Origin of the sequence: Pseudoalteromonas sp. KS88, assembly GCF_004766475.1 — a bacterium.
Taxonomy (GTDB): Bacteria; Pseudomonadota; Gammaproteobacteria; order Enterobacterales; family Alteromonadaceae; genus Pseudoalteromonas.
Map to the genome: position 1 here is coordinate 156,032 of NZ_PYHV01000014.1, position 23,802 is coordinate 179,833.

Genomic DNA, 23,802 nt, shown 5'->3' on the forward strand with positions numbered 1-23,802 from the left:
AACTGCTTTATGTTTACAAATTAGCAAGGCTTATGAAAAAGGCCATCTCCAATGCTTTTTCTTCTAAGCTTTTAAATCGTCCCGATGCACCACCATGGCCTGCATCCATATCTGTTTTAAAAATTAACACGTTTTTGTTAGTTTTATATTCACGCATTTTTGCCACCCACTTCATTGGCTCCCAGTATTGTACCTGAGAGTCGTGTAAGCCAGTTGTGACTAGTATATGTGGGTAAGCTTGCGCTTTAATATTATCATACGGTGAATAGTCAGCAATTAGATCGTAATACGCTGGATCATTCGGATTCCCCCACTCATCGTATTCATTTGTGGTAAGTGGGATTGACTCATCAAGCATGGTCGTTAGCACATCTAAAAATGGTACATGACAACCAATACCTAAATATAACTCTGGTGCTTGATTAATAACTGCTCCCATCAATAAGCCACCAGCACTACCACCCGAGGCAAATACTTTATCTTTTGCGCCATAGCCTTGTTCAACTAACGCTTTTGTTACATCAATAAAATCACTAAAACTATTTTGTTTATCCTGCTTTTTGCCTTGTTCGTACCAATGACGGCCCAACATTTCACTGCCGCGGACATGTGCTATTGCGTATACAAACCCACGATCTAATAAGCTTAAAGAGGCACTCGAAAAACTAGGATCAATTGTTATACCGTAGGCGCCATAGCCATATTGAAATATTGGGTTCGTTCCGTCTTTCTCAAAGGTGTCTTTACGGTAAACTAACGAAACAGGCACACTTTTACCGTCTCTTGCTGCTACCATTATGCGCTCTGAGCCATAATGTGAAGAGTTAAAGTCACCCAAAACTTGCTGTTGTTTTAAAAGTGTTTTTTCACCACTGCTTAAGTCAACTTCATACAGTGAACCCGGTGTCGTTAAGCTTGAGTAATAAATACGCGCTGTTTTAGCGCTACTCTCTGGATTAGTCGCTATAGCGGCATAGTAACACGGGTCATCAAACGCTAACGCCATTCGTTGTTGTAAGTTATCTACAACAATAAAGCGTGTTTGCCCCAGTTCTCTTTCAGTGAGAACTAAAAACTCATCAAAGATTTCAACGCCTTCTAACAATACATTGTCACGATGAGCCGTGTGCTCTTGCCATAATGCTTTATCCGATATTGTAGCGATAGTGGCGGTCATCAAGCGAAAGTTCTTAGCCTGCCAATTACTCACGATATAAAAGGTGTCGCCGAGTTTATCAATATCGAATTCATGGCCCTCTTCGCGCGGCATTAACTGCTTAAACTCACCTAGAGGTTGGTCTGCATCAAGCACCCAAGTGTCGTTGGTTTCTGTGGATGCTAAATCAATAATAATTAAACTTTCATCGCGACTTTTACCCAGCCCCATAAAAAAGCTACTGTCGTGTTCTTCGTATACTAATACATCGTCTGCTTGTGGTGTACCTAGCACATGGCGAAACACCTGAAAGCCGAGCAGCGTTTTGAGATCTTTTTTTACGTAAAAAACTGTCTTGTTATCATTTGCCCATACAACTTGGCCTTCTGTGTTTTCCAACACATCATCCAATAACGCGTCTTCATCAATAGATTTAAATTTAATCGCATAAATACGGCGCCCTTCAGTATCTTCTGAATAAGCAAGCAACTGCTCATTAGGACTTACAGCCACTTCTCCAAGTTCATAAAATTCAATCCCTTGTGCAAGGCTATTTACATCAAGTAAGAGTTGCTTATCTTGCATGGTAATATCGCGGCTGCGATAGTGGCGGGCATACTCATCATCACCACGCACTTCTGCGTGATACCAAAATTGGCCATCTTTAACCGGAAAACTGTTATCGTCTTTTACTATTCGCCCTTTTAATTCTTCAAATAACTGTGTTTGAAGCGGTTTCATTGGCGCAAGCTGCTTGTCACAATAATCATTCTCTGCTTTTAAATGCGCCAATATTTCACTGTTTTCTCTATTATCGTCACGCATCCAATAATAATCATCAATACGTGTTTTATTATGTGTTGTTAAAGCGTGTGGTTGCTTGCGCGCACGTGGCGCGTTAGAAAGGGCAGATAATGATAAATTTTGTTGAGACACAGCTGAGCCAGTAAAAGTTTTTGTTGAGCCCAGTTTACCATATTTTTTAAATACGCATAAAAAAGCCCACTCAAAATGAGTGGGCATAAAAATGCTAAATAGCATCAGAGGGAACTGTTTAATTGCACGACACTTGCTGCCATGCTAAACCCCAACTTTGACCTACGCCGGGTTCATAAAGCGGGTTACTTTCTTCTTTTACTTTACAAAACTGGTCAAATGGCCAAGGTTTGCATCTGTAGATCAACCCTGTTTTGGGCTGTAAAACTTTAACACCTGCATTATAATCGCAACTTTTGTTTGGGTAAACATAGTCATACGCAGGTTCATCTTTTTTTTCGTTGTCGCATTGAGCTATACAGTGAAAGGTCAGCTCTGCATTTATAATACCCGATCCTTTAAGGGCATAAATCTGATTAGAGCGATAAGCAACAACCAAACCATGCTCTGTCATTTTGCCCGCTTCCACGAGCGGAATATACATGTTGATATGTTCCGCTATATATCGCGGCCAGCTCTGCGGCTCACCTTGCTCACTGCTGGTAATCTTATAATCAAATGATAAATCGACTAGCTCTCCTTGCGCGTCATAAAAAGTTACCGTCACCATATCACCCACAAATAATCGGGTATGATGATTTAAGCAACCTATTGTCGACCACTCTCCGCAGGTCAATGACGAATGCATAAACAAAGCGACACCTTAATAACACTTAATAGGTACTATCTAACATTTAAAGGGCAAAAGAAATACTTTTTAATTACGCAGGTACACAATAAGACAATAACTATGTGTAGCAGCCCCGCTATCTTAGTTTTAAAACCTTAGATCGGAAACTTTGCGTCCTAATCTTTCGACTAGTTTGCCAAAACAATTGGATTATAGTGCCCCACTATACAAATATCAAACAAAAGAATGTAATCAACTATATACAAGTCATCTCAAGGTACGAGTTAAAGTTAAAATTAAACCAAGCCTTTGGGCGCTTAATAGGCACTTACTCTTATCGTTGTTCCTTTTTAAACGGGACTGTCATTTTTACAAAGTAACGCCTTGATATTAAGCCATGTGAAGCGCTTTACTCTGCATTTTGAGGTGGTTTGGATATATAAAAACTAGCACTTAAAACCGACTAAAAAAAAGCCAGTACAAAATGCACTGGCTATTTATTTGCTGTTCAAGAATACTTAAGCGAGTTGTTTTTTACGCTGAAATAAACCTTTAATTTTATTAAATATACCGCGAAAGAACCCGCGAATATCACTTAATATAATGTACAAGCACGGTACTAATAATAAAGTGATCAGCGTTGCGAACATTACGGCAAAACCAAGTGCAACAGCCATTGGAATAACAAACTTCGCTTGTAAGCTGGTTTCAAACATTATAGGTAAAACACCGGCAAATGTCGTAATTGAAGTTAGCAGTATTGGCCTAAAGCGGGCACAGCCTGCTTCAATAACCGCTTCTTTCACGCTTATTCCACCACGGCGTGCTTGGTTAACAAAGTCAGTCATTACCAGCGAGTCATTGATCACAACCCCAGCTGCCGCGATTAAACCAAAGCCTGACATTAAACTGATATCCAAACCAAACCAATAATGGCCCCAAATAGCACCCGTTAAACTAAACGGAATAACCGACATAACAATTAATGGCTGCGAATAACTCTTTAACGGTACAGCGAGTAAAATATACACCAAGAACATGCCGCCAATAAAAAACATGATTTGTTCGTTGGCTTGCGCTTGCTGCTCCTCGATAGCACCACCTAGCTCAGATTTTACGCTTGGAAACTCTTCCTTAAGTTGTGGTAGCAAGTTGTCTTTTACTTGTTTAACTACTTCACCTGGCTCAATGACTTCTTCATCGATACTGCCATAGACATAAACCGTACGATAGCCACCTTCACGACGAATATAACTAATCCCCGGTTTTTCAGTTAACTCAACCACATCACCGAGTAATACTTCTTTACCCTGAGGGGTCGTTACAACAGCATGCTTAAGTGATGAAAATGCTTCACGTGTTAATTTAGGGTAACGCACCATTACACGTACTTCTTCGCCACCACGAATAACACGTTGCGCTTCACCACCGTAGAAGCTAGCGCCAACTTGGTTGGCAATGGAAGCTAAGTCTAACCCTAAGTCATATGCAACAGGTTTTAAGCTCATTTGTACTTCTTTGCTTGCAGGATCGATCGTTGAACTAATATCAAACAACCCTTCTTGCTGTTGCAATAGCTGAATAAAACGACGACCTGCGTCATTTAAAGTATCAATATCGGAGCCGAAGAGTAAGTAACCAAACTCACCATTGCCGCCCCCGCCATTCACATCATCTTGGATCGTCAACGACTTAACACCTGCGATATTAGGCATTGCCTCGCGCCAACGACGTGATAGCTCAAATGCATTGTATGGGCGTAAGTCTTCTTCAACGAGCGGAGCTAATAATTGTGCCTCAGTACGACCTTGGTTAAAGACCAGTAAGTCACGCACTATTTTTTGACCAAATTCACGCTCTGTTTGCTTATCCACATCAAGCACCATGGCTTCAATTTCACGGATCGCGGTGATGGTTTGAATATCAGATGCGTTATCATTCATCTCCAAATTAATTTGCGGGAAATCATGTGGTACTTTTGGTGTTGGCACCGTACGAACTTGGTTTGATGAAATTAGTCCAAAGGTCAAAATAAGCAACGCAATGAACGAAAACAATACTGCCCAACGCCATTCCACACAGCGTTTTACAAAACGCTTATAGGGTCCATTAACAAAGCCAAAAAAGCGATTGTTAAAACGGGCACGCCATCCATTTGGATTAATAGGCGAGAAGTGGGTATGCGCAATATGTGCAGGTAGTATAAGTTTTGATTCAATCAAACTAAAAATTAAACACAGAATGACGATAACAGCAATTCCATAAAAGAACGCACTTTCAGGGCCGCTTGATAGTGTGAAGGGAGCGAATACTGCAATGGTTGTTAATACGCCAAATGTCGCAGGCGTTGCAACGCGTTTAGCACCATTGACGACGTTGACTACACCACCGCCTTTTTTCTCTATTTCGGTATAGGCACTTTCACCGATGACAATGGCGTCGTCCACCACAATCCCTAGCACCATAATAAACGCAAACAATGAAATAATATTAATGGTGACACCAAACAACGGCATCATCATCATCGCACCTAAAAAGCACACTGGAAGGCCAATCATTACCCATAACGCCAATTTAAAGCGTAAGAAGATGGATAACATAATTGCCACTAATACCGCACCTTGTAAAAGGTTCGACAACATCATATCTAAACGGGCATTGAGGTAGTAAGTCATGTCCATTAGTGGTACTAAACGCACGCCTAATGGCAGGTCTTTATTCTTTTGCTCAATAAAAGCTTTCACTGATTCTGCAACAGGAATCATGTTTTGATCTTCTGTTGCTTTTACCGACAAATAAACCGCATTCTCACCGTTAAACTTAAAGTAACGCTCACCTTCCGTAAACTGGTCCTTAATTACCGCAATATCTTGCAGCAGCACCTTCGCTCCATTATTGCCTATTTTTACAGGGATTTGACGAAACTCTTCGCCAGAGTAAAACTGGTTCTCAACGCGAACAGAAATAACACCGGCATCGGTTTTTAACTGGCCCGCTGAAAAGTTTGCAGAGTAACGACGAATTGCAGCAGAAACATCATTGAGCGTGAGGTTGTATTGGCGCAAAGTGTCAGGTTCGATTTCGATTGCAATTTCATCCAGTGGCACATCATTCACCACCAGCGATACGTTTGAAAGCTGCAAGAGTTCATCTTCAATGCGATTAGCAATCGGTTTAAGCTCGCTTAGCGGCAGATCAGCAACCAGTGTCATACCGATAACATCTTGGCGAAACTCAATTTGACTTATGGTGACCGGTTCCATACCGGCTGGAAAAGTCGCAATACCGTCAACGCGTAGCTTCACTTTATCAAGCACTTCACTTAATTCAGCGTCGGTATTAATTTCTAACTGGGCACTCCCGCCGTTACGAAATGAGCGATACACCCCTTTCTTTATTTCTGTAATGTCTTTTAGGGACTCTTCAATCTTAATTAAAATGCTTTCTTCCATCTCCTGAGGCGATGCCCCTGGGTAGTTCGCATTAATAGAAATGTAGTTAATTTCAACGTTAGGAAACATCTGACGTTGCATAGTGAAGAAGCTAATAACACCCATGATGATAATAAAAAACATCATCAGGTTAGCTGCAACTGAGTTATTGGCAAAGTAGGCTATGATACCTGTTTGCTTTTCGTGTTTTGGAGCAGCTTGTGGTTGCTCAGAGCTGGGTAATTCAGTGTTATTCATAACGCAGTCACCCTATTAAAGCTTTTCTGTGTCAGCACTTTGAAGTGCCTCATTTTGTTTAACGTCAGGCATACCTGCAATTTTTACCGCCATCCCTTTTTGAGGGTACTCTGGTAACGTTACAACTAGCCTATCGTCAGCTTCTAAGCCATCACTAATGTAAAAATACTCACCTTCTTCACGCACAACGTTTACTTTACGCGCCTCAAGCTGCTGCTCAGCGTTCACAATCCACACTGTTTGGTTGTTAACCAACTCTTGCGGCAAACGATAAATATTTTCAAGCATGGCGCCTGCAAAGTTAACTTGCACATACGTGCCAAATTTAATCGCTGGGTGTTTGTTAGCTAATCCATATGGATCATTAATGCGAACAACCAAGCTGCTCATACGTGTTGCAGTATCCACAATTCCTAAATCACGGTCGATTTGCGCTTCGCGACTAAAGCCATGTAAACCAGATTTAATCACTGTTGCTTTAACGCCTTTTACACGCTCTGGTAAAAATACGCTGTCAAAGCCTGCAATTGGAATAATAACTTCTGCTGATTCAATGTTATTTAGCTCAGCGACTTGAGAGCCCATATTGATATACTGACCAACACCAATTTCTCGGCTAACTACTAATGCATCGTAAGGTGCAGTTACTTCACAGTTATCTAAATCTCGTTGCGCGCGCTTTAAACGTGCTTGAGCTGACTTCACAGATGCTTGTGCACTAAGTACTTGCGGTTCACGTAAAAAAAGCGCTGTCCGCTCTTTATTTGGAAAACGCTTCGCTTCATCTTCTGCTACTTTAGCCTGTGCTTGCTCTTCAATTAATTGTGCTTGCGCTTGCGCCAGTTCAGCCTCAGCTTGTAGTAATGCAGCTTCATAATTGTCTTTTTCAATGGTAAACAAGGTTTCACCGCGTGCCACAATACCACCGGCAACAAAATTAGGGTGCCAACTTACCACTTCACCAGACACTTGCGCAGATAAACGTGTACTTTCCAGCGGCTTAACCTCACCATAACTATTAATAACCACTTGGTGGTTATTAGCAGATACAGGCTCAACTTCTACCGTAGGGCGTGTGTCTACTATCTCTTTGCTCTCTGTCTCTTGTGCAATGGCATTAATTGCCATGAATCCAGCGACACCAAAGCCCAGAATCACAAAAGGAAGGATCCCTTTAAGTAACGTTGTTCGCATAATTAATCTCCTTAATTTTTTACTGAGACCATAATAACAGAGCTAGATGAAACATTAACGTGACATTTGTAAGTAACTGTTACAAAAACTCATCTAATTATATTAGCCGCTTGTTATATTTTGATACAAAAAAACAATTTATAAAATTCAAGAAGATAACTCTAAAAACTTTCCTTTCATCTTAGATGTGTTTTTTATATGACTAAGTTCGGTACAATCCAGATGATTTTAACAAGCCAAAAAGAGCAGAAAATGAAATTAACCACCCTTACGCTAGCATTAAGTTTAGCTTTAGCGACCAGCGGCCACGCATTAGCTGCAGACAAAAAAGATGACAAAAAAGACAAAACAATTGCCGAATTAATTAAAGACAAAACTGAATTTGCGGGTATCTTTAGCTTATATCAGGACGAAAAAACCGGTGACCACTTAATGGTTATCAATGAGTCTCAACTTGATACACCTTTTGTATATTTTGCACATACTGTTGATGGTGTAACCGATGCAGGGCATTTTCGTGGTGCGTACCGTGAAACGAAGCTAATTGAGTTTAGAAAGTACTTTGACCGTATTGATATTATCAGCAAAACTCCACGCTACCAGTTTGATGAAAACAGCGCCATTGCTAAAGCAGCCGATGCCAATATCAGCGAAGCCGTACTTGCCAGTATCAAAATTGAAAAACACGAAGCAGAAAAAATTGCCTTTAAGGTAGATAAACTATTTTTAAGTGAAGCACTGCACAAAGTATCGCCATGGCCAAACCCGAACGATAAAAATGCTAAAAAGCGTTTTAAAGTCGGTAAATTAAGCGCTAAAAAGTCACGTATTATTAAACAGCGCCCATACGCAAATAACCTAGATGTTGTTGTTGATTATGTATTTGAAAATGCTAACCCAAGCGTTCGCGGCTCAAGCGCAGTTAGTGACCCGCGTAATATCTCAGTAAAAGTACAGCATTCATTTGTAGCCTTACCAGAGAACGACTACCAACCTCGTATTGACGATGCACGTATTGGTTATTTCACTAATCAGTTTGACCAAATGACCTCGCCAGATTGGGCCCCTTATCAAGATGTAATTAAACGTTGGGACTTGCAAAAGAAAGACCCAAGCGCAGCACTATCAGAGCCAGTTAAACCAATTATTTGGTGGATTGAGAACACTACGCCAATTGAATGGCGCGACACTATTAAAGAAGCCACATTGGCTTGGAACAGCTCATTTGAAAAAGCGGGCTTTAAAAATGCCATCGAAGTGAAAATTCAGCCTGATGATGCAGACTGGGATGCTGGCGATATTAACTACAACGTACTACGTTGGACATCTTCGCCTAAACCTCCATTTGGCGGCTACGGCCCAGCACTTGCCAACCCATTAACCGGTGAAATACTGGGCTCAGATATCATGCTTGAGTTTGTATTCATGAAGAACCGCTGGATCTATGACACGCTGTTTACTCAAGGTACTATGAGCCACAGCAACAACCCTGTAAGTACTGGCGAATTAAACTGTTCTTTAGGACACGAAATTCAACAAAATATGATGTTGGCCAATAGTCTTTCAACAGGCGCAAGTATTGAAGACAAAGAAATCTTACGTCAAGGTTTAACACAGTTAGTACTGCACGAAGTTGGTCATACTCTAGGCCTAAACCACAATATGAAATCATCTATCTTGTGGGATGAAAAAGAAGTCCACGATAAAGCTAAAACACAAGGTATTGTCACAGGTTCAGTAATGGATTATGCCCCAGCTAATATTGCCCCTATTGGCATGCAACAAGGTGATATTTTCCAAACTAAACCGGGTCCATATGATGATTGGGCTATTGAATTTGGTTACAGCCAAGCACTTGCAGATAATGCTGCCGAGCAACAACGCCTAGAGCAGATTCTTGCCCGCTCAACAGAGCATGAGCTTGCCTTTGGTAACGATGCCGATGATATGCGTGCACCAGGTCGTCATATTGACCCACGCGTAATGATTGGTGATATGTCATCAAACCCAGCGGCTTACGGCGCAGACAGAATGGCGCTGATCAACAAGCTGTTCTCTGAGTTAAAAGACACAGCGCGCGTTGAAGGTGAATCTCACCAACAGCTACTTATTTCTGCAAACAGCCTATTTGGCCAATACCGAGCGCAAGCTAACGTCATTTCTCGCCAAATCGGTGGTGTGTATGTCGAACGTGCAGTCGTTGGTGGTAATGACGATGTAAAACCATTTACTCCTGTGCCACTTGAGCGCCAGCAGCAAGCGATGCAAATTTTAGCTAAGAACGTATTTGCACCAGATGTACTAAGCAGCATGAAGCCACTGTATAACTATATGCAGCAGCAGCGTCGTGGTTTTAATCATTACGGTAAAAACGAAGATCCAAAACCACATAAAATGATTTTAGGAATGCAAAAGTCTGTGCTTGCACAACTATTACATCCAGCTGTAATGCAGCGTATTTCAGACACCGCGCTGTACGGCAATGAATACAGCTTAAATCAGTTTATGGGCGATTTAACAGCAAGTATTTTTGTTGATACTAAAGAAGCAAACTCAATTAGCCATAACTTACAAATTCAATATGTAAATCAGCTAATTGCAATTGCGGGCCTGGGTAAAGCGAGTAAGCACGATAACTTAGCAAGAACAGCTGCGCTTTATCAGCTAACACAAATTGCAGATAGCAGTACACCATGGGGTGCTGATACGGCAACTAAAGCGCATAAGCAATATATCGACCGCTTAATCAGCAAAGCACTCGAAGCATAAAACACTATGCAGTAATATTAAGCCGCACTTCAAGTGCGGCTTTTTTGTTTTCAAAACCGAACAGTCCCGTGTTCGATATCGAACATCCTTTCTTTTAAAAAAGCGAAACAAAAGCTTAAGGCACTGAAATTAAAGCGTATTTAATTTTGGCATCAAATTTTCATTATCGACTGTATCAACCAAAATGATGAGTAGATAATGAACATCAATATTGACCAAAAAACAAAACCAAACAGATTTAAACGCACGCTGATTATGGCAGCGCTTGTGGTTGTCACATTTGTAGGCTATTTCACAATTAAACCTACCACACCACAACTTAACGCAGACATGCTTAATGTCGTTACTGTTAAGCAAGGTGATATCGATATTATGACACCCGTATATGGTCAATACGCTTCACGCTATGAGCGCCTGATCAGTGCTCCCGCGACAGGCCAAGTCAGTGAAATTTACCTGCGCGCTGGCGCTGATGTTGAAGCCGACACAATTATTGCTAAGCTCACAAACCCAGATCTAGAACAGCAACAATTTGAAGCACAAGCAAAGCTTGAACGCATGAACTCTGAATTTGCGGCCTTTAAATTTCAAAAACAAAACGAGCAACTCACCTTCCAAGCCGAACTCGCTGATATAGATAGCCAGATACAAGGCGCTAAATTAGATGTTGATGTAAACCAGCGCCTATCAGATCAAGGCATTGCGGCCAAAATTGATTTAGAACGCGCTATTCTTAAACATAACCAGCTAAGGAAGCGTTTAGAGTTTGCAAATTACCGCTTTGAAAAACAAAAAGAAATGCACAAGTTAGAGCTTGAGCAACAAAAAATTTTATTAAAGCAGCAACAAAAACAAGTCGACTTAGTCAGCAGTAAAGTAGCGGCATTGACCATCACCACAGGAATGGCTGGCACCCTGCAACGTTTAGATATTGAACTTGGGGAGCGGGTAAATCAAGGGCAAGCAATGGCGCGCGTTGGTTCAAAAACGCAATTAATGGCAACGCTGAATATCCCACAACGCATTGCTGAGCGTATCCAACTTGGCGCGGCTGTTGAGTTAAAACACCCCACAGGCAAGCTAAAAGGGACCGTTGAACAACTTGCCTCTGTGGTTGAAAACGGCTTTATTGTTGCAGAAGTCCACCTAAGCGGTCCCTTACCAAGCAGCTTACGCCCAGCACAACCAGTTAATGCACTCGTATTTGTTGAGCGTAAAGAAAACGCCTTGTATGTAAGCCAACAACCCGGTCTAAAACCACTTGGCGCACAACAACTCTATAAACACATTCCTAACCAACCACAACTACACCAGCAGCAAATTACCTTTGGCGAGCTAACGGGTACTGACCTGATCATTACCCTGGGGGCCACTGCTGGCGAAAAAATTATCACAAATGATTTAAGCCAATGGCATAATTACAGCCACTTGGCTTTAGATACTTCAAAACTTTAAGGAAAATATCATGACTGCACTCGTAACAATTAATAATATCAATAAAGTGTATAGCAAAGGCCAAGTTAAAACGCATGCCTTGCAAGATGTATCTTTAACGATAAATAAAGGTGAATTCATCGCTATTTCTGGCGCATCAGGTTGCGGTAAATCTACCTTACTCAGTATTTTAGGCCTACTAGACACCCCAACGGATGGTCATTACCAATTAGCTAATATTGATACACAGAGCCTTAAAATCGATCAACGATCTAGCGTACGTAACAAGCATATTGGCTATGTATTTCAGTCATTCAATTTAATTGATAGCTTAACTGTATTTGAAAATGTAGCACTGCCACTTGAGCACCGCGGAGCATTGAGCAGTACTATAAAGGCAGCAGTCGAGAAGCAACTGGCTGCGGTAAACATGAGTGCACGCTTAGACCATAAACCAAATCAGTTATCTGGTGGGCAACAGCAACGTGTTGCCATTGCCCGCGCTTTAGTAGGCAACCCTGATTTACTGCTAGTCGATGAACCAACCGGTAACTTAGATAGCCAAAACGGCGATGCTGTCATGCAACTGTTGCTTGATTTAAACAAACAAGGCGCCACCGTTGTAATGGTGACGCATGACGAACGTTATAGCCAAATGGCGCAGCGTCAAATTCGTTTATTCGATGGTAAAGTATTGGTTGAGCATCAGGAGGCTGTCGCATGAGTTTTTATCTTCGCGCACTGCGCCACGGTGTTTTACGGTTATTTACATTGCCACGCTTGTCACTGCCCATCTTGCTTACACTAAGCTTAACATTGGCTGCGGTACTTGCCGTTGTCGCTATGAGCAGCCACCTTATATTTAAGCCTTTACCTGATATAAAAGACGAAAAAAACCTGTATGTTATTAACCGCACCATGGCGGTTTCAGAAGATATGCGTGTTTCTATGTTTACTGCTAAACGCTTGGCATTATTAGCTGAGCAATACAAAGGATATGGCCAGTTTGCTGCATACCAAGCTGACGAAAGTGCGGTAACTGTAAACGAAACGAATTACCCCGTCTCACGCTTCGATGCCAGTCATAACTTTATGCCAGTAGTTGGAGGTACGTTACTACTAGGTGAGCAGCCAAACAACGTCAATACACAAAACTCGGTATGGATCTCACAAAGCTTATGGCAAAGCGCATTTCAAAAAAGCGTAAACGCCATAGGTCAAACATTACAAATAGAGGGTACATCACTGCAAATTCGCGGAGTGGTCAGTGACTTTTCATCATTTAATTCCGATAACGATGAAAAGTATGCTCAGCAAGTATGGCGTTATTATGATTTAGCCGAAAAAGCAGCAATGCCGACACAAATGTCTATCAACGGCAGCCTGCTGCCCCTATTTCGCCAAACCGAACGTGCATTTACGGCCGATGATATGGAGAGTTTTTGGCAGCAGTATTACCTTGACCAAGGTGATCAACTTGGCCCTATGAAACAAATGTTTGAGAGCATGGCCCCAGAAAGCACGGCAACCTTATATCGCGATAACCTGATGGAAGATCAGCAAACCATGCTGTTATTTTTATTAGCAACTGTGGTCATCTTACTTGTGATGGCAAGCCTCAACCTACTGAACCTATTTATTGCTCATTATCAACAACGCGAACAAGAATTTGCTACGCAACTGTGTATGGGCGCCTCACGCAACAAGTTATTAGTAATGAGTTTCTTAGAAAACTTAAGTACTTTTTTACTCGCCGCAGTATTAGGTTTGCTAGGTGCCGCTTGGCTGATCAGATTATTACCTATCATCAGTGGCGGTAATATCGCGATGCTTGAACTGGTGCAAATTGATGCAATAACTATTGCTGTTGCGGTTGCAATTGTGCTGATTATCAATTTATTTTTTGCATTTCTATCAACCCGTCAGTTCGATGAAGCACAACTAATTAGTAACCTCAATAACGGTAATAAGGGTGTCAACGCAGGCAAAGTGACCCGTCTTAGCCAAGTGTTATTTATTGCCCAGTTGAGTTCTGCTGCGGTTATTTTAACGGGCACCGCAATGCTGGCAAATACCGCCTACGCTGAGCTAAATATCAACTTAGGTTTTGAGCCAGGCAATACGCTAATAGCCAATGTACGCCTACAAAATAACGATGACCCTGTGTTAAATACTGCTGAGATTGAGGAACAAGCAAAACAAGATCCCATCGCTACAGAACAAAAGACAAAACAACGCTATCAGGGTGCGCTTGAAATAAAAAACCAACTTGAACAGGCCGTTTTGCAAGTGCAGCCTAGTATCACCCCAGTACAAAGCCAAGGCGAACCTTTTAACTTTAACACTGTTATTAATATGACCGAGGATGAGCAAACCCGAGAACGCTTTACCTATATGACGATTAACATTGCTCCCGATTATTTACAGACCTATAAGCTCAACTTGCTGGCTGGGCAAAATATGAGTCAAACGCAATATCAAAATTTAGAGCCCGTGGCATTAATCAACGAAACCTTTGCTAAGCAATTGTCCACCGATGGCACCATTGAATCGGTAATAGGTAAAGAAGTTTCTCTTCGTCAAATTATCGGAGTGGTCGCTGACAATTACACCATCATGGCTAAAGATCAGGGTTATCCGACCATGCTTTACAGCTATTCGCACGATGCCCCGAATTTTGGGATCACGCTTGCTATGCAGCTACCACCAGGGCAACGCTTTGACAAACATGCCATTATGCAAGCGATTCAATATGCTCACCCACAAGTGATTGAAGTAGATGCACGCACACTTGATGAGCGCTGGGCAGAACAAACAATGCCGCAGCGCGTGCAATTTTATTTTATCAGTGCATTGTCTCTCTTAACTTTGCTACTTGCAGCCGTGGGCAGTAATGGTATGGCGATGAGCTTTACAGAATTAAAACGCTTTGAACTTGCAATACGCATGGCAACCGGCGCAAGCCGCTTAAACCTCATGAATCGAACTTTAAAAAGCTTTAATGGCTTACTGCTGAGTGCGCTAGCTATTGCTATCACCCTCGCCTGTGGTCTTTATTTAACACTGCAAAGCGTCATTCCTTTATTACCCGCATTTTCTTGGCAAGCACTCATAGTTTTTACTAGTTTATTGATTGTTATCGTCTTTTCTGCCATTGTTTTGGTAGTATGGCGTATTATTAATGCAGACCCTATGCGCGCGCTTAGAGAGCAATAAACTTTTAAGGTAATGGCAGCATACGCTGCCATTAAAACCACGATGATCCCACATACTATTTTAATCGTTGATGACGACGATGACATTCGCTTTGCACTCTCGATGCTACTCGAGCAAGCAGGCTATCGGGTGGTTGAAGCTGATGGACCAAGCCAATGCATGCAATTGCTTGGTCGGTTAACGCCTGCGCTGGTGTTACTGGACATGAACTTCACCCGTGATACCACCTCGGGTAAAGAAGGCCTTGCACTACTCGAACAAATCACCCCCTTGGGTATTCCCATTATGCTAATGACTGCTTGGGCCAATATTGAACTGGCAGTCACCGGGTTGCAAAAAGGCGCGAAAGACTTTATTGAAAAACCATGGCGAAAGGAAAAATTACTCAACCAGATAGCCAATCACATTAACCCCATTACGACAACGCCTACACAAGGTGATTGGATAGCTTGCTCACTTGCAATGCAGTCGCTCGATACACTGATTACACAGCTTGCGCCAACCGATGCTAACTTATTAATTTTAGGTGAAAATGGCACAGGGAAATCGCAACTAGCCAAGCGTATACACCAATTAAGCACACGCAACCAAGCCCCCTTTGTGAGCCTAAATATGGGTGCTATTGCAGAGTCTTTATTTGAAAGTGAATTATTCGGTCATCATAAAGGCGCATTCACCGACGCTAAACAAGACCGAATAGGGGCGTTTAGTCGCGCCAAAAGTGGCACGTTATTTATGGATGAAATAGGCACTTTACCTGTTCATTTACAGCCTAAATTATTGCAAGTGCTTGAGACGGGTGAATTTACGCCGCTTGGTGCAAACGCCAGTGAACAAGTTAACGTACGCTTGATCGCCGCAACCAATCAAGACCTCTCTAAAGCCATTACTGATGGGCAATTTCGCCAAGATTTATATTATCGCTTAAACACCTTTGTTATTCGCCTACCTGCGTTACGTGAACGAAAAGACGATATTTTGCCACTCGCCACACATTTTATTAATCATTTTGCTGCTAAATATAATAAGCCGCCCTGCACGTTATCCCAAAACGTTGAAGAGTTGTTATGCAGCCACGGTTGGCCGGGTAATATTCGTGAACTGAGCCATGTGATAGAACGCGCCATGTTGATGTGCACGGGAAGCATCATCGAGTTATCGCAAATAATGTTGGATAGCCAAACGAATCAAAACCAATCAATTCCCAAACTCACACTTGAAGAACTTGAAAAACAACGTATTACTGACGCACTAAAACAACATAACCACCAAATTACAGCCGCGGCAAAAAGCTTAGGTATCTCACGCAATGCGCTGTACCGACGGATGGAAAAGTATCAACTAGAGGGGCTTGATGAGTAACTTTAAAATAAGCCATAAAGCCAAGGTGATGAGTGTATTTGCAACTATTTTTTGCGCCATTATCGTGCCAAGTACTGGCTGGGTTTATCAATTAAGCCAAGACGTACTGCTGACTGCCACCTTGGCTATTTGCTTAAGTTACCTGCTTATTATGTGCATCTATCGGTTATTTAACGCTTACTTTTTACCTATCGCTCAACTGCAAGCCTATATTGATGCAAAACAGCAAGGGCAAAGTAATCTCAGCTTGGGCTTTAGCGGCTCGCGCTCCCCATGGGCCATGCTCGGCGAACAAATTGACACACTGTTTAACAAGCCAATCCCACACGCAACGCATTTGATCGATGGACTATTTCATCATTGGCCGCACCCAATCGCCGTATTCAATGAAAAAGAGCGGCTTATTTTCTTCAATCAACCTATGTATCAACAACTTAAAATGCCATTACTACGCGGTATGAGCATGGCTGAATGCGGTTTTACCGTTAAAAACGCACAATGCCGCCATGCCCAATTAAATCAAGATTGGCAAGTGCAACGCATTGCGCTCAGTGATGCAAAGCAAACGGTGATCACAGCCAGCTATATTGGCCACCAACTGCAAAATGCTAAACGCCAATCTCAAGCTGATTTAATTCGCATATTATCGCATGAGCTAAATAACTCGATCACCCCTATGGCATCCATGGCAGATACACTGCTAAGTGCAGAGACATTAAATGAAAAACAAACCAGACAAGTATTAGAGCGAGTAAAATCACGCAGTGAATCACTGTTACAGTTTATAAAAGCCTACTCTGAGCTGAGTCGATTACCCGCAGCAAAACCACACGACTTTAATTTAAAAACTTTAGCTACACTAAACGCAGCAGAGCAAAGTATTCACCTTAACTTTGACGGTGAATCACAATGCTTTGCTGATAAGCTGCTTATTGAGCAGCTATTAATTAACCTATTTAAAAATACATTTGAAGCCGTTAATAGTGCACCATGTATTACTTTAAGGTGTTTTCAGCAAGCTAATATGCAAATACTGCTGCTCACCGACAACGGCCCTGGCTTTGCAAATCTAGACAACGCGCTCCAACCTTTATATACAACTAAAAAAACCGGTCACGGACTTGGTCTAGCGCTATGTAATGATATTGTGCAAAAGCACAGCGGCCAGCTACAGTTAGCAAATACCGAACATGGCGCGCAAATCACCATTAAACTTCCACAAGGCACAAAGAACAATTATAAATAAATTGTGCCTTGCATGTAGCGAACAGCCCGCCCTGTTAAAGTTACCGTATCATCACATACATCACATTGCATATGCCCACCCCGACTTGAAGCTTGATATGCGCTTAGCGTGTTTTTACCAAATTTCTGCGCCCAGTAAGGTGCAAGCCCCGTATGAATTGATCCCGTTACATAATCTTCATCACCGCCACTGGCAGGCCAAAAATAGCGCGAGACAAAATCGTATTGTGTGCTTGGCGCAGTGGCAACAACATCAAATGGATACAATGTTTTAAGTAACCCTGAGTCTGTTTTAAGGTTTAATACATCGTGCTCGTTATCATAAATAACAAAGTAAGCTTGCCTATTTTTCAACACCTTAGAAGGTTGTATAGACAAGCCATTTAGAAGTGCTGGCGGAACGGTATGTATCTCATCTGGCGCTTGCTTTGGAAAGGGCATGGCAAAACTGCCATCGTCATTTTTATTTATGATTAACTCACCCACTGCATCTGCCTGAAAGCGAATTTGAGATACATTATGCTGCTCACACAACACATAGGCAGCGGCAAGTGTTGCATGCCCACAAAAGTCTATTTCCATTAACGGTGAAAACCAACGTATTGCAAAGCTTCCATCGGCTTGTTTGCACGTAAACGCGGTTTCAGACACATTATTCTCAGCGCCTATTTTTAGCATCAACTCATCACTGAGCCACGCTTCAACATCGATTACCGCAGCATAGTTACCTTTAAACAGTTCATTAGTAAACGCGTCAATTTGATGGATAGTTAGTTGCATTAAAAGCTCAGTGTATGGAAACCTATATAGGATAAGTTGCCATACACGGAGTTAATTGAACATCAAAATTATTTCACTTTTAGTAGGCTAAGCTGCGACTGGGCGCATTTTGTAATATTGAATACAGCCAAGTTGTGCAGCATTCGTCAGCAGTATCATGACAAACGTTAAGATGTGAGAGGTGCTTGGGGTCGCCATGGCAAGTTCGGCAAATAAGCCACATAAGCCCGCTATAAACTGCAAGCTAAAGTAGCGAGCACTTAAATTGCTAATATCACCACTGCGAAGTGTTTTATAGGTTTGTGGCATTACTCGCACTGAGCTCATGATCAAGCCAACAAACGTCAGCCACGTAAGTACTTGAGCAGCCTCTAACTGAGGATTTAACAGTAATAAAAAAGGAAGCAATGAAAAACCTAGCATCGCTGCTAACTGGATCCGCTGCTCACGCTTGGCATTGTAGCGCGCAAAGTAATACAAAATAAGGCCACTTAAACCACCCGTTACGACAAAGGGTAAGACCATGTAAAAACGCTCAAAATACACGTTATAGGTAATAAAGTACGTACTTTGCGCTACGCCAAACGTCATCATCAATAATGATAATCCCGATACACTTCGGTTTTTGCGGATTTTATTTAGTAGTGGTAAAAAGCTAAACACTAAAATAAATGATGATAATATAGGCAAATAATGCGCCAAAGCAAACCTCGCTAGTTACAAATCAGTTAATAAGTTAAGGACTTTTAAATAAAACAAAATAAAAATGTAAATCACTGTTTTTGTTTGATTTATGTAAGGCGCGGCATTGTATAGATCTAAATCTAACACGCAACTATTGATGAAAAAAAAGACAAGCTTTGTTGGCAAGTTTACATTACAGTATGAATAGATTTTAAACGCATTTAGCATCAAATTGATTAAGAAAGAGATGAGCAACCCAGTTTAACTTTCTTGCTTAATTAAAAAGTGTCCTTCAGCGTCACTTAAAAATAAACGGGGGGATTATGAAGTTTTCTTTTATATTTTTTATATGCTTACTCGCAGGGTGCGCCTCAACAACCACACCCAAAGCGTCCTCAATTCAGGAGGTTCCTTCATTAACACAGCTGATTAATCATTCGCTATTCACACTTGAATCCGTGCCTTCTGAGCAGCAGCTTTTTCAACTCCCACAGCAAGAACAGCAAAAATTTATTGCTTACGTAAAGGCAAACCGCTTACTAGGCGAGTCTGACGAACTCATTATATATAATTACATTGAAAGTAGTTTGGGCGGGTTTACTTATCATGGTGATACCTTAACGGCTTCGCAAACACTCGAGAAAGCCCAAGGCAACTGTATAAGTCTAGCCATTGTGACTCAAGCGTATGCCAATATTATTGGGCTAGAAACAGCCTTTCAAGAAATGACCAGCGAACCTGTTTATGCCAAAGAAGGTAATTTGGTATTTATTGCAAATCACTTTAGAACAAAGCTGTATAAACCGCTTGAAAAGCAAGAAGGCAAAATCGTTTTTATCCGCCCTGGTGTCATCGTTGATTACTTCCCATCAAGGGGGAGTTTTTACTCTGGTAGCGCAGACATTAATGACCTCATTGCGAAATATTACGCTAATCTCGCAGCCGAAGCGCTGTCGCAAGAAAACTACAATTTAGCTTACAGCTTATTAACGAAAGCCAATACGTTCACGCCTAATGATCCTGAGTTGTTTAATTTAGCGGCTATTCTTCACAAGCGCGTGAATGATCAAGCAACAACTCAGCGTATTTACCAAAGTGCATTTGACCACCAACTAGAAAGCCTAAACTTATTAAGCAATTACAAAGCATTGGCTGAAGATATTGGCAACGAGATGCTAGTTGAACAGATTAACCAAAAATTGGATCTAACTGAGAAAGATCCTTATCAGCTAATTGTGTTAGGTGAAACAGAGGCATTAAGCGGACAATACCTGCATGCTAGAAAATATATCAATCAAGCCATTGATAAAGCCCCTTATTTATCAGAGCCCTATGTTGCATTAGCAAAAATTCGCTATCAACAAGGTCATTTAGGTGCTACTAAAAGGCTGTTGGAGCAAGCGATGAAGCTTGAGCGAGATGAGACGCAGCGCAATGTATATGCTGCAAAGCTGGCGTCAGTATTTGCTAAATCAAAATAAGCCTAACCCAAACGACTTCAACTAAGAATATAGGCGGTTTGAAGTCGTCGTTAAAATGCCTTGAAATACATCAAGGCATTTGCAAGATTAAAGAGAATAATAAAAGCCTAACCATCCTCTTAACTCATCCTCAAAGCTATCGCCTTCTACTTTTGCCAGGCCAAAATCAACATGAAGGTCGTTGATACCCGCACTTGCAAGGCCAAAGCCTATTGAGTCTTGAAATTTAATGCCATAGCTTTGCGCAAAAACTTCACTGTCAATTTGATGCTGCTGATAATAAAGCCACGGCATCCCTTGGGCGAAACTTGCCCCACCGCCGTAGCTCAGGTAACGCTCTGCCGTTGTTGCATGAAAAGGAAGTTCTTTCGCAAACACATAATCTGCATGGGTATTGTTAGCAATTAATGACGAACTATACCCACCAAGCGTCAAACTGGCATTATCACGATGCCGTTGTTGGTAGTTCACATATAAAGGGATGTCATACACTTTACCAAAAACATTGGCTGCAAAATCATAACCTTGCCAATCATTTTCATCATTATCTCCCTCATACCATTGAGCAAGAATATTTTGACCAATCGAAAATGATTGACGGTCATGATTCCAGCGCTGTGAAACACTCGCTCTTAACCACTGCTGATTACGTTTACTGCCTAAATTTGTATCTATATCAGTGTAGTTATATGCAATTGAGGGGGTTATTTTTAGTTGGCCGATACTAAATAAGTATTTCGCATCAACATAGCCACCTTGTTTGGCATATTCAGGGCTATTTGTTGCACGTGCTTGCTTTGTGCCATCCATATCAAACATAAAAAACTTAGCGTTATATTCAAGCTGGTTCAATCCATATTTTACTTCAGCAAATCCCCCTGAAAGCGCCTCATTATCAAGACTGGCACTGTAGCCTATTTGCCAATCAAGTTGTTTGAGTAAGTCACTGCCTTTTAGGCTTACATTAAGTAATGATGATGAAGCCGAGTTATATTGCGCTCCCAAAGCTGCCGTTGCATTTTGTTGCCACGGATCATACTCAAGCGATTTACCAACTTCTGCAGTGTATACCTGTGCTGCCGGTAATTGGTGCTTCTCAACTATAAATTGCGGCGCGAGGGTGTTTGTTGCAAGCTCGGTTATAACCTCGCCTTTGTAGGTAGGTGCAAGTTGTTTAAAGTCTAACCCTTCATTTGTAATGGCTAGATACAAAATAGTGCCATCACTCATAACCTGAGGATAAGCGACCGCTTCTTGGCCTTGGGTCATTTGGACTAATGTATTTTCAGCTATATCAAAGCGATAAATATCCAGTGCGCCATTCAACCCCGCCACAAAATACAGCGATTGGCCATTATGCCCCCAGCTTGGCTGAGACAAGTATTGGTAGCCTTTTGGCATAGGTACTCGATGGCTGCTTCCAGCGTCAAAATCTTGTATACACAACTGCCAATTGTGATTATAGGTTGTTCTTAAATAAGCTAATTTAGCTTTATTTGGGCTAAGTACTGGGTAATCAAATACATCTTCTAAGCTTTTATTAAATAGTGGCGTGGCTGTGGCCGTTTCAATATCGTATTTAACCAGTTCAGAGTAACCTGAACGAGAACGCTCAGCGTATAAGGTCTGGCCATTGTCAGCTATACTAAAGCGGCGTAGCCCAGCAAGCTCAGTGAGTTGCTTTACTTCGCCCGTACTAACATGCCAGCTAAAAATATCCGCCACTCGGGTATTCTCAATATCATCATTACGTGTGTACGCACCAAAATATATCTCCTCATCATTTAGCCACTGAGGATTTTGAATGCCCGCACGATTAATTTGGTTCAGTACTTTTTGTTGTTTTCGTTTAAATACCGCAGGGGCAGAATCTACAATATCAAGTGGATCGTTCTTCAGAATCTCTTGCTGAGTTTGTGCAAACTCCTCTGCCGCTTGCGTATTTTGCTCTGTACTGTAAATGACGAGTTTTGTTTTACCGTCTTTATCCCTTTCAACAACCGCAACTTTTTGCTTGTCTGGCGATAAAGCAGGGTTACTAGCGTGATACGCTAAATCGAGCCAAGGTGTGCCCTTTGGTTTAATTTCTGTTTGCTCTTTAGCCATGGCTTTGTAGGTGTATTCAGCAATGAACCGACGGTAAAGTGACTTAGCAGAATCACCGAATACACCGCTAAATGCCTCATCAAAATCACGCTTTTTAACCCCTTGCATACGCGTCCACACAGCATCTAATGTATCTGCTGAGTGACGCTCCTCTAACCAACGTAAAAAGCGAGCTCCTAACAAGTAAGCCATAGAACCTGCCATATAGCCCCCCTCAACATCACTCAGCTGGTCATAACTAGGTAATGAACCTTGCTGAGCAAACTCGGTCAAAATCGCTTCACTGTAATTATCATATAGCCGCCCACGCCCTGTCATTTTAGACTCTAATAACGTTGCATACCCTTCAGCGGCCCAACGCGGCATAGACTCATATGTTAAATCGTATATATCCCACACCTCTCTGATAGCTTGGCGCCAGTCACTGCGTGTAGGTTGTGCTAAATGTACCAAGTGAACATATTCATGCAATATGAGTAATTGCTGCCAACCGGCAGTATTTGACACGACAGTGTCAGATTGAGGAGGTGTTGTAAAAAGTGCCATCATAGGATTAGTTGAGGGCGGAATCGCAAACCCATTTGCGCTGTTTAGAGGGTCAAAAACGATAACATCGATTATTTCATCTAGCGCACGATTTTGCTGCGCTAACACCTTAGTCCGCACTATTTCCAATTCATTTGCAGCGGAGCGAGCCCAATCATGAGACTCTTGCGTGTAATGAACATTAAAATGTTCTGTGTGGATAGTTTGCCAGTTTGCTTGCGCATAGAGGTTGGTTGCGAGCAGTAAAAATAGAGTGGCGAGTACTTTTTTCATCACGATCCCTGATATTTTATTTTCAGATATTATGCGCGTAATCGACAAAAAAAGTGAGTGTTTAAATGTAAAAAAACGTGTTATTCAATCTCTAAAGGCTGCACTAAGCTAACGAGTAAACTGACTATAAGCACTGAAACAACAAAGACTAGCAATGCCCTCAAGAGCCCAATACCACCACTATACATAGCCAACGTAATTAAACATCCGACTGTTAACACGCCACAACGAGCACATAAAAGTGATGCTTTTTTACAGCAG

General features: G+C 41.8%; 14 protein-coding genes and 1 riboswitch. Of the genes, 7 read left to right on the forward strand and 7 right to left on the reverse strand.

Features of this window, described 5'->3' with window-relative positions; translation table 11 throughout:
• Positions 1-13: 13 nt before the first annotated feature.
• From C7Y70_RS09275 to C7Y70_RS09290, 4 genes are all read right to left on the reverse strand, one after another.
• Positions 14-2,092, reverse strand: a complete 2,079-nt coding sequence (locus tag C7Y70_RS09275) for a S9 family peptidase (RefSeq protein ID WP_135474594.1) — start codon at positions 2,090-2,092, stop codon at positions 14-16.
• A gap of 118 nt (positions 2,093-2,210) precedes the next feature.
• Entirely contained in the window at positions 2,211-2,780 is a 570-nt protein-coding gene (locus C7Y70_RS09280; RefSeq protein ID WP_099295133.1) for a chitin-binding protein, read from the reverse strand.
• A 105-nt stretch (positions 2,781-2,885) separates the two neighbouring features.
• A riboswitch (cyclic di-GMP riboswitch) is annotated at positions 2,886-2,970 on the reverse strand.
• Positions 2,971-3,280: 310 nt separating this feature from the next.
• Complete coding sequence (locus tag C7Y70_RS09285; RefSeq protein WP_135474596.1) at positions 3,281-6,451, reverse strand: efflux RND transporter permease subunit; 3,171 nt, start codon at positions 6,449-6,451, stop codon at positions 3,281-3,283.
• A 15-nt stretch (positions 6,452-6,466) separates the two neighbouring features.
• Positions 6,467-7,645, reverse strand: coding sequence for an efflux RND transporter periplasmic adaptor subunit (locus tag C7Y70_RS09290; protein WP_099295131.1), 1,179 nt, complete (start codon positions 7,643-7,645; stop codon positions 6,467-6,469).
• A 252-nt stretch (positions 7,646-7,897) separates the two neighbouring features.
• Here C7Y70_RS09290 and C7Y70_RS09295 point away from each other — a divergent pair, with 252 nt between their 5' ends.
• The 6 genes from C7Y70_RS09295 to C7Y70_RS09320 all read left to right on the forward strand — a co-directional run bounded on the left by C7Y70_RS09295 (position 7,898) and on the right by C7Y70_RS09320 (position 17,672).
• Positions 7,898-10,414, forward strand: coding sequence for a zinc-dependent metalloprotease (locus tag C7Y70_RS09295; RefSeq protein ID WP_135474598.1), 2,517 nt, complete (start codon positions 7,898-7,900; stop codon positions 10,412-10,414).
• Between the two features lie 198 nt (positions 10,415-10,612).
• Positions 10,613-11,869: an HlyD family efflux transporter periplasmic adaptor subunit gene (locus tag C7Y70_RS09300; protein ID WP_135474600.1), complete on the forward strand. Its 1,257-nt coding sequence runs from the start codon at positions 10,613-10,615 to the stop codon at positions 11,867-11,869.
• 10 nt (positions 11,870-11,879) lie between these two features.
• Positions 11,880-12,572, forward strand: coding sequence for an ABC transporter ATP-binding protein (locus C7Y70_RS09305; protein ID WP_135474602.1), 693 nt, complete (start codon positions 11,880-11,882; stop codon positions 12,570-12,572).
• Positions 12,569-15,064, forward strand: a complete 2,496-nt coding sequence (locus tag C7Y70_RS09310) for an ABC transporter permease (protein ID WP_135474604.1) — start codon at positions 12,569-12,571, stop codon at positions 15,062-15,064. Before C7Y70_RS09305 ends, C7Y70_RS09310 begins: the two co-directional genes overlap by 4 nt.
• Before the next feature lie 12 nt (positions 15,065-15,076).
• Positions 15,077-16,426, forward strand: coding sequence for a sigma-54 dependent transcriptional regulator (locus C7Y70_RS09315; RefSeq protein ID WP_245321458.1), 1,350 nt, complete (start codon positions 15,077-15,079; stop codon positions 16,424-16,426).
• The gene (locus C7Y70_RS09320) at positions 16,419-17,672 is read left to right on the forward strand and encodes a HAMP domain-containing sensor histidine kinase (RefSeq protein WP_135474606.1); all 1,254 of its coding nucleotides are present in this window, start codon (positions 16,419-16,421) and stop codon (positions 17,670-17,672) included. The genes C7Y70_RS09315 and C7Y70_RS09320 overlap by 8 nt, the downstream gene beginning before the upstream one ends.
• On the opposite strand, the gene C7Y70_RS09325 is transcribed toward C7Y70_RS09320, so the two are convergent.
• Both C7Y70_RS09325 and C7Y70_RS09330 read right to left on the reverse strand, forming a co-directional pair.
• Positions 17,663-18,451, reverse strand: coding sequence for a PhzF family phenazine biosynthesis protein (locus C7Y70_RS09325; protein ID WP_135474608.1), 789 nt, complete (start codon positions 18,449-18,451; stop codon positions 17,663-17,665). The genes C7Y70_RS09320 and C7Y70_RS09325 overlap by 10 nt on opposite strands.
• Positions 18,452-18,538: 87 nt before the next feature.
• Positions 18,539-19,153: a PQ-loop repeat-containing protein gene (locus tag C7Y70_RS09330; protein WP_099295126.1), complete on the reverse strand. Its 615-nt coding sequence runs from the start codon at positions 19,151-19,153 to the stop codon at positions 18,539-18,541.
• A 305-nt stretch (positions 19,154-19,458) separates the two neighbouring features.
• On the opposite strand from C7Y70_RS09330, the gene C7Y70_RS09335 reads away from it, so the two are divergent.
• On the forward strand, positions 19,459-20,616 hold the full coding sequence (locus C7Y70_RS09335) for a hypothetical protein (protein WP_135474610.1): 1,158 nt from the start codon (positions 19,459-19,461) through the stop codon (positions 20,614-20,616).
• A gap of 87 nt (positions 20,617-20,703) precedes the next feature.
• On the opposite strand, the gene C7Y70_RS09340 is transcribed toward C7Y70_RS09335, so the two are convergent.
• Positions 20,704-23,541: a hypothetical protein gene (locus C7Y70_RS09340; RefSeq protein ID WP_135474612.1), complete on the reverse strand. Its 2,838-nt coding sequence runs from the start codon at positions 23,539-23,541 to the stop codon at positions 20,704-20,706.
• Between the last annotated feature and the right edge of the window lie 261 nt (positions 23,542-23,802).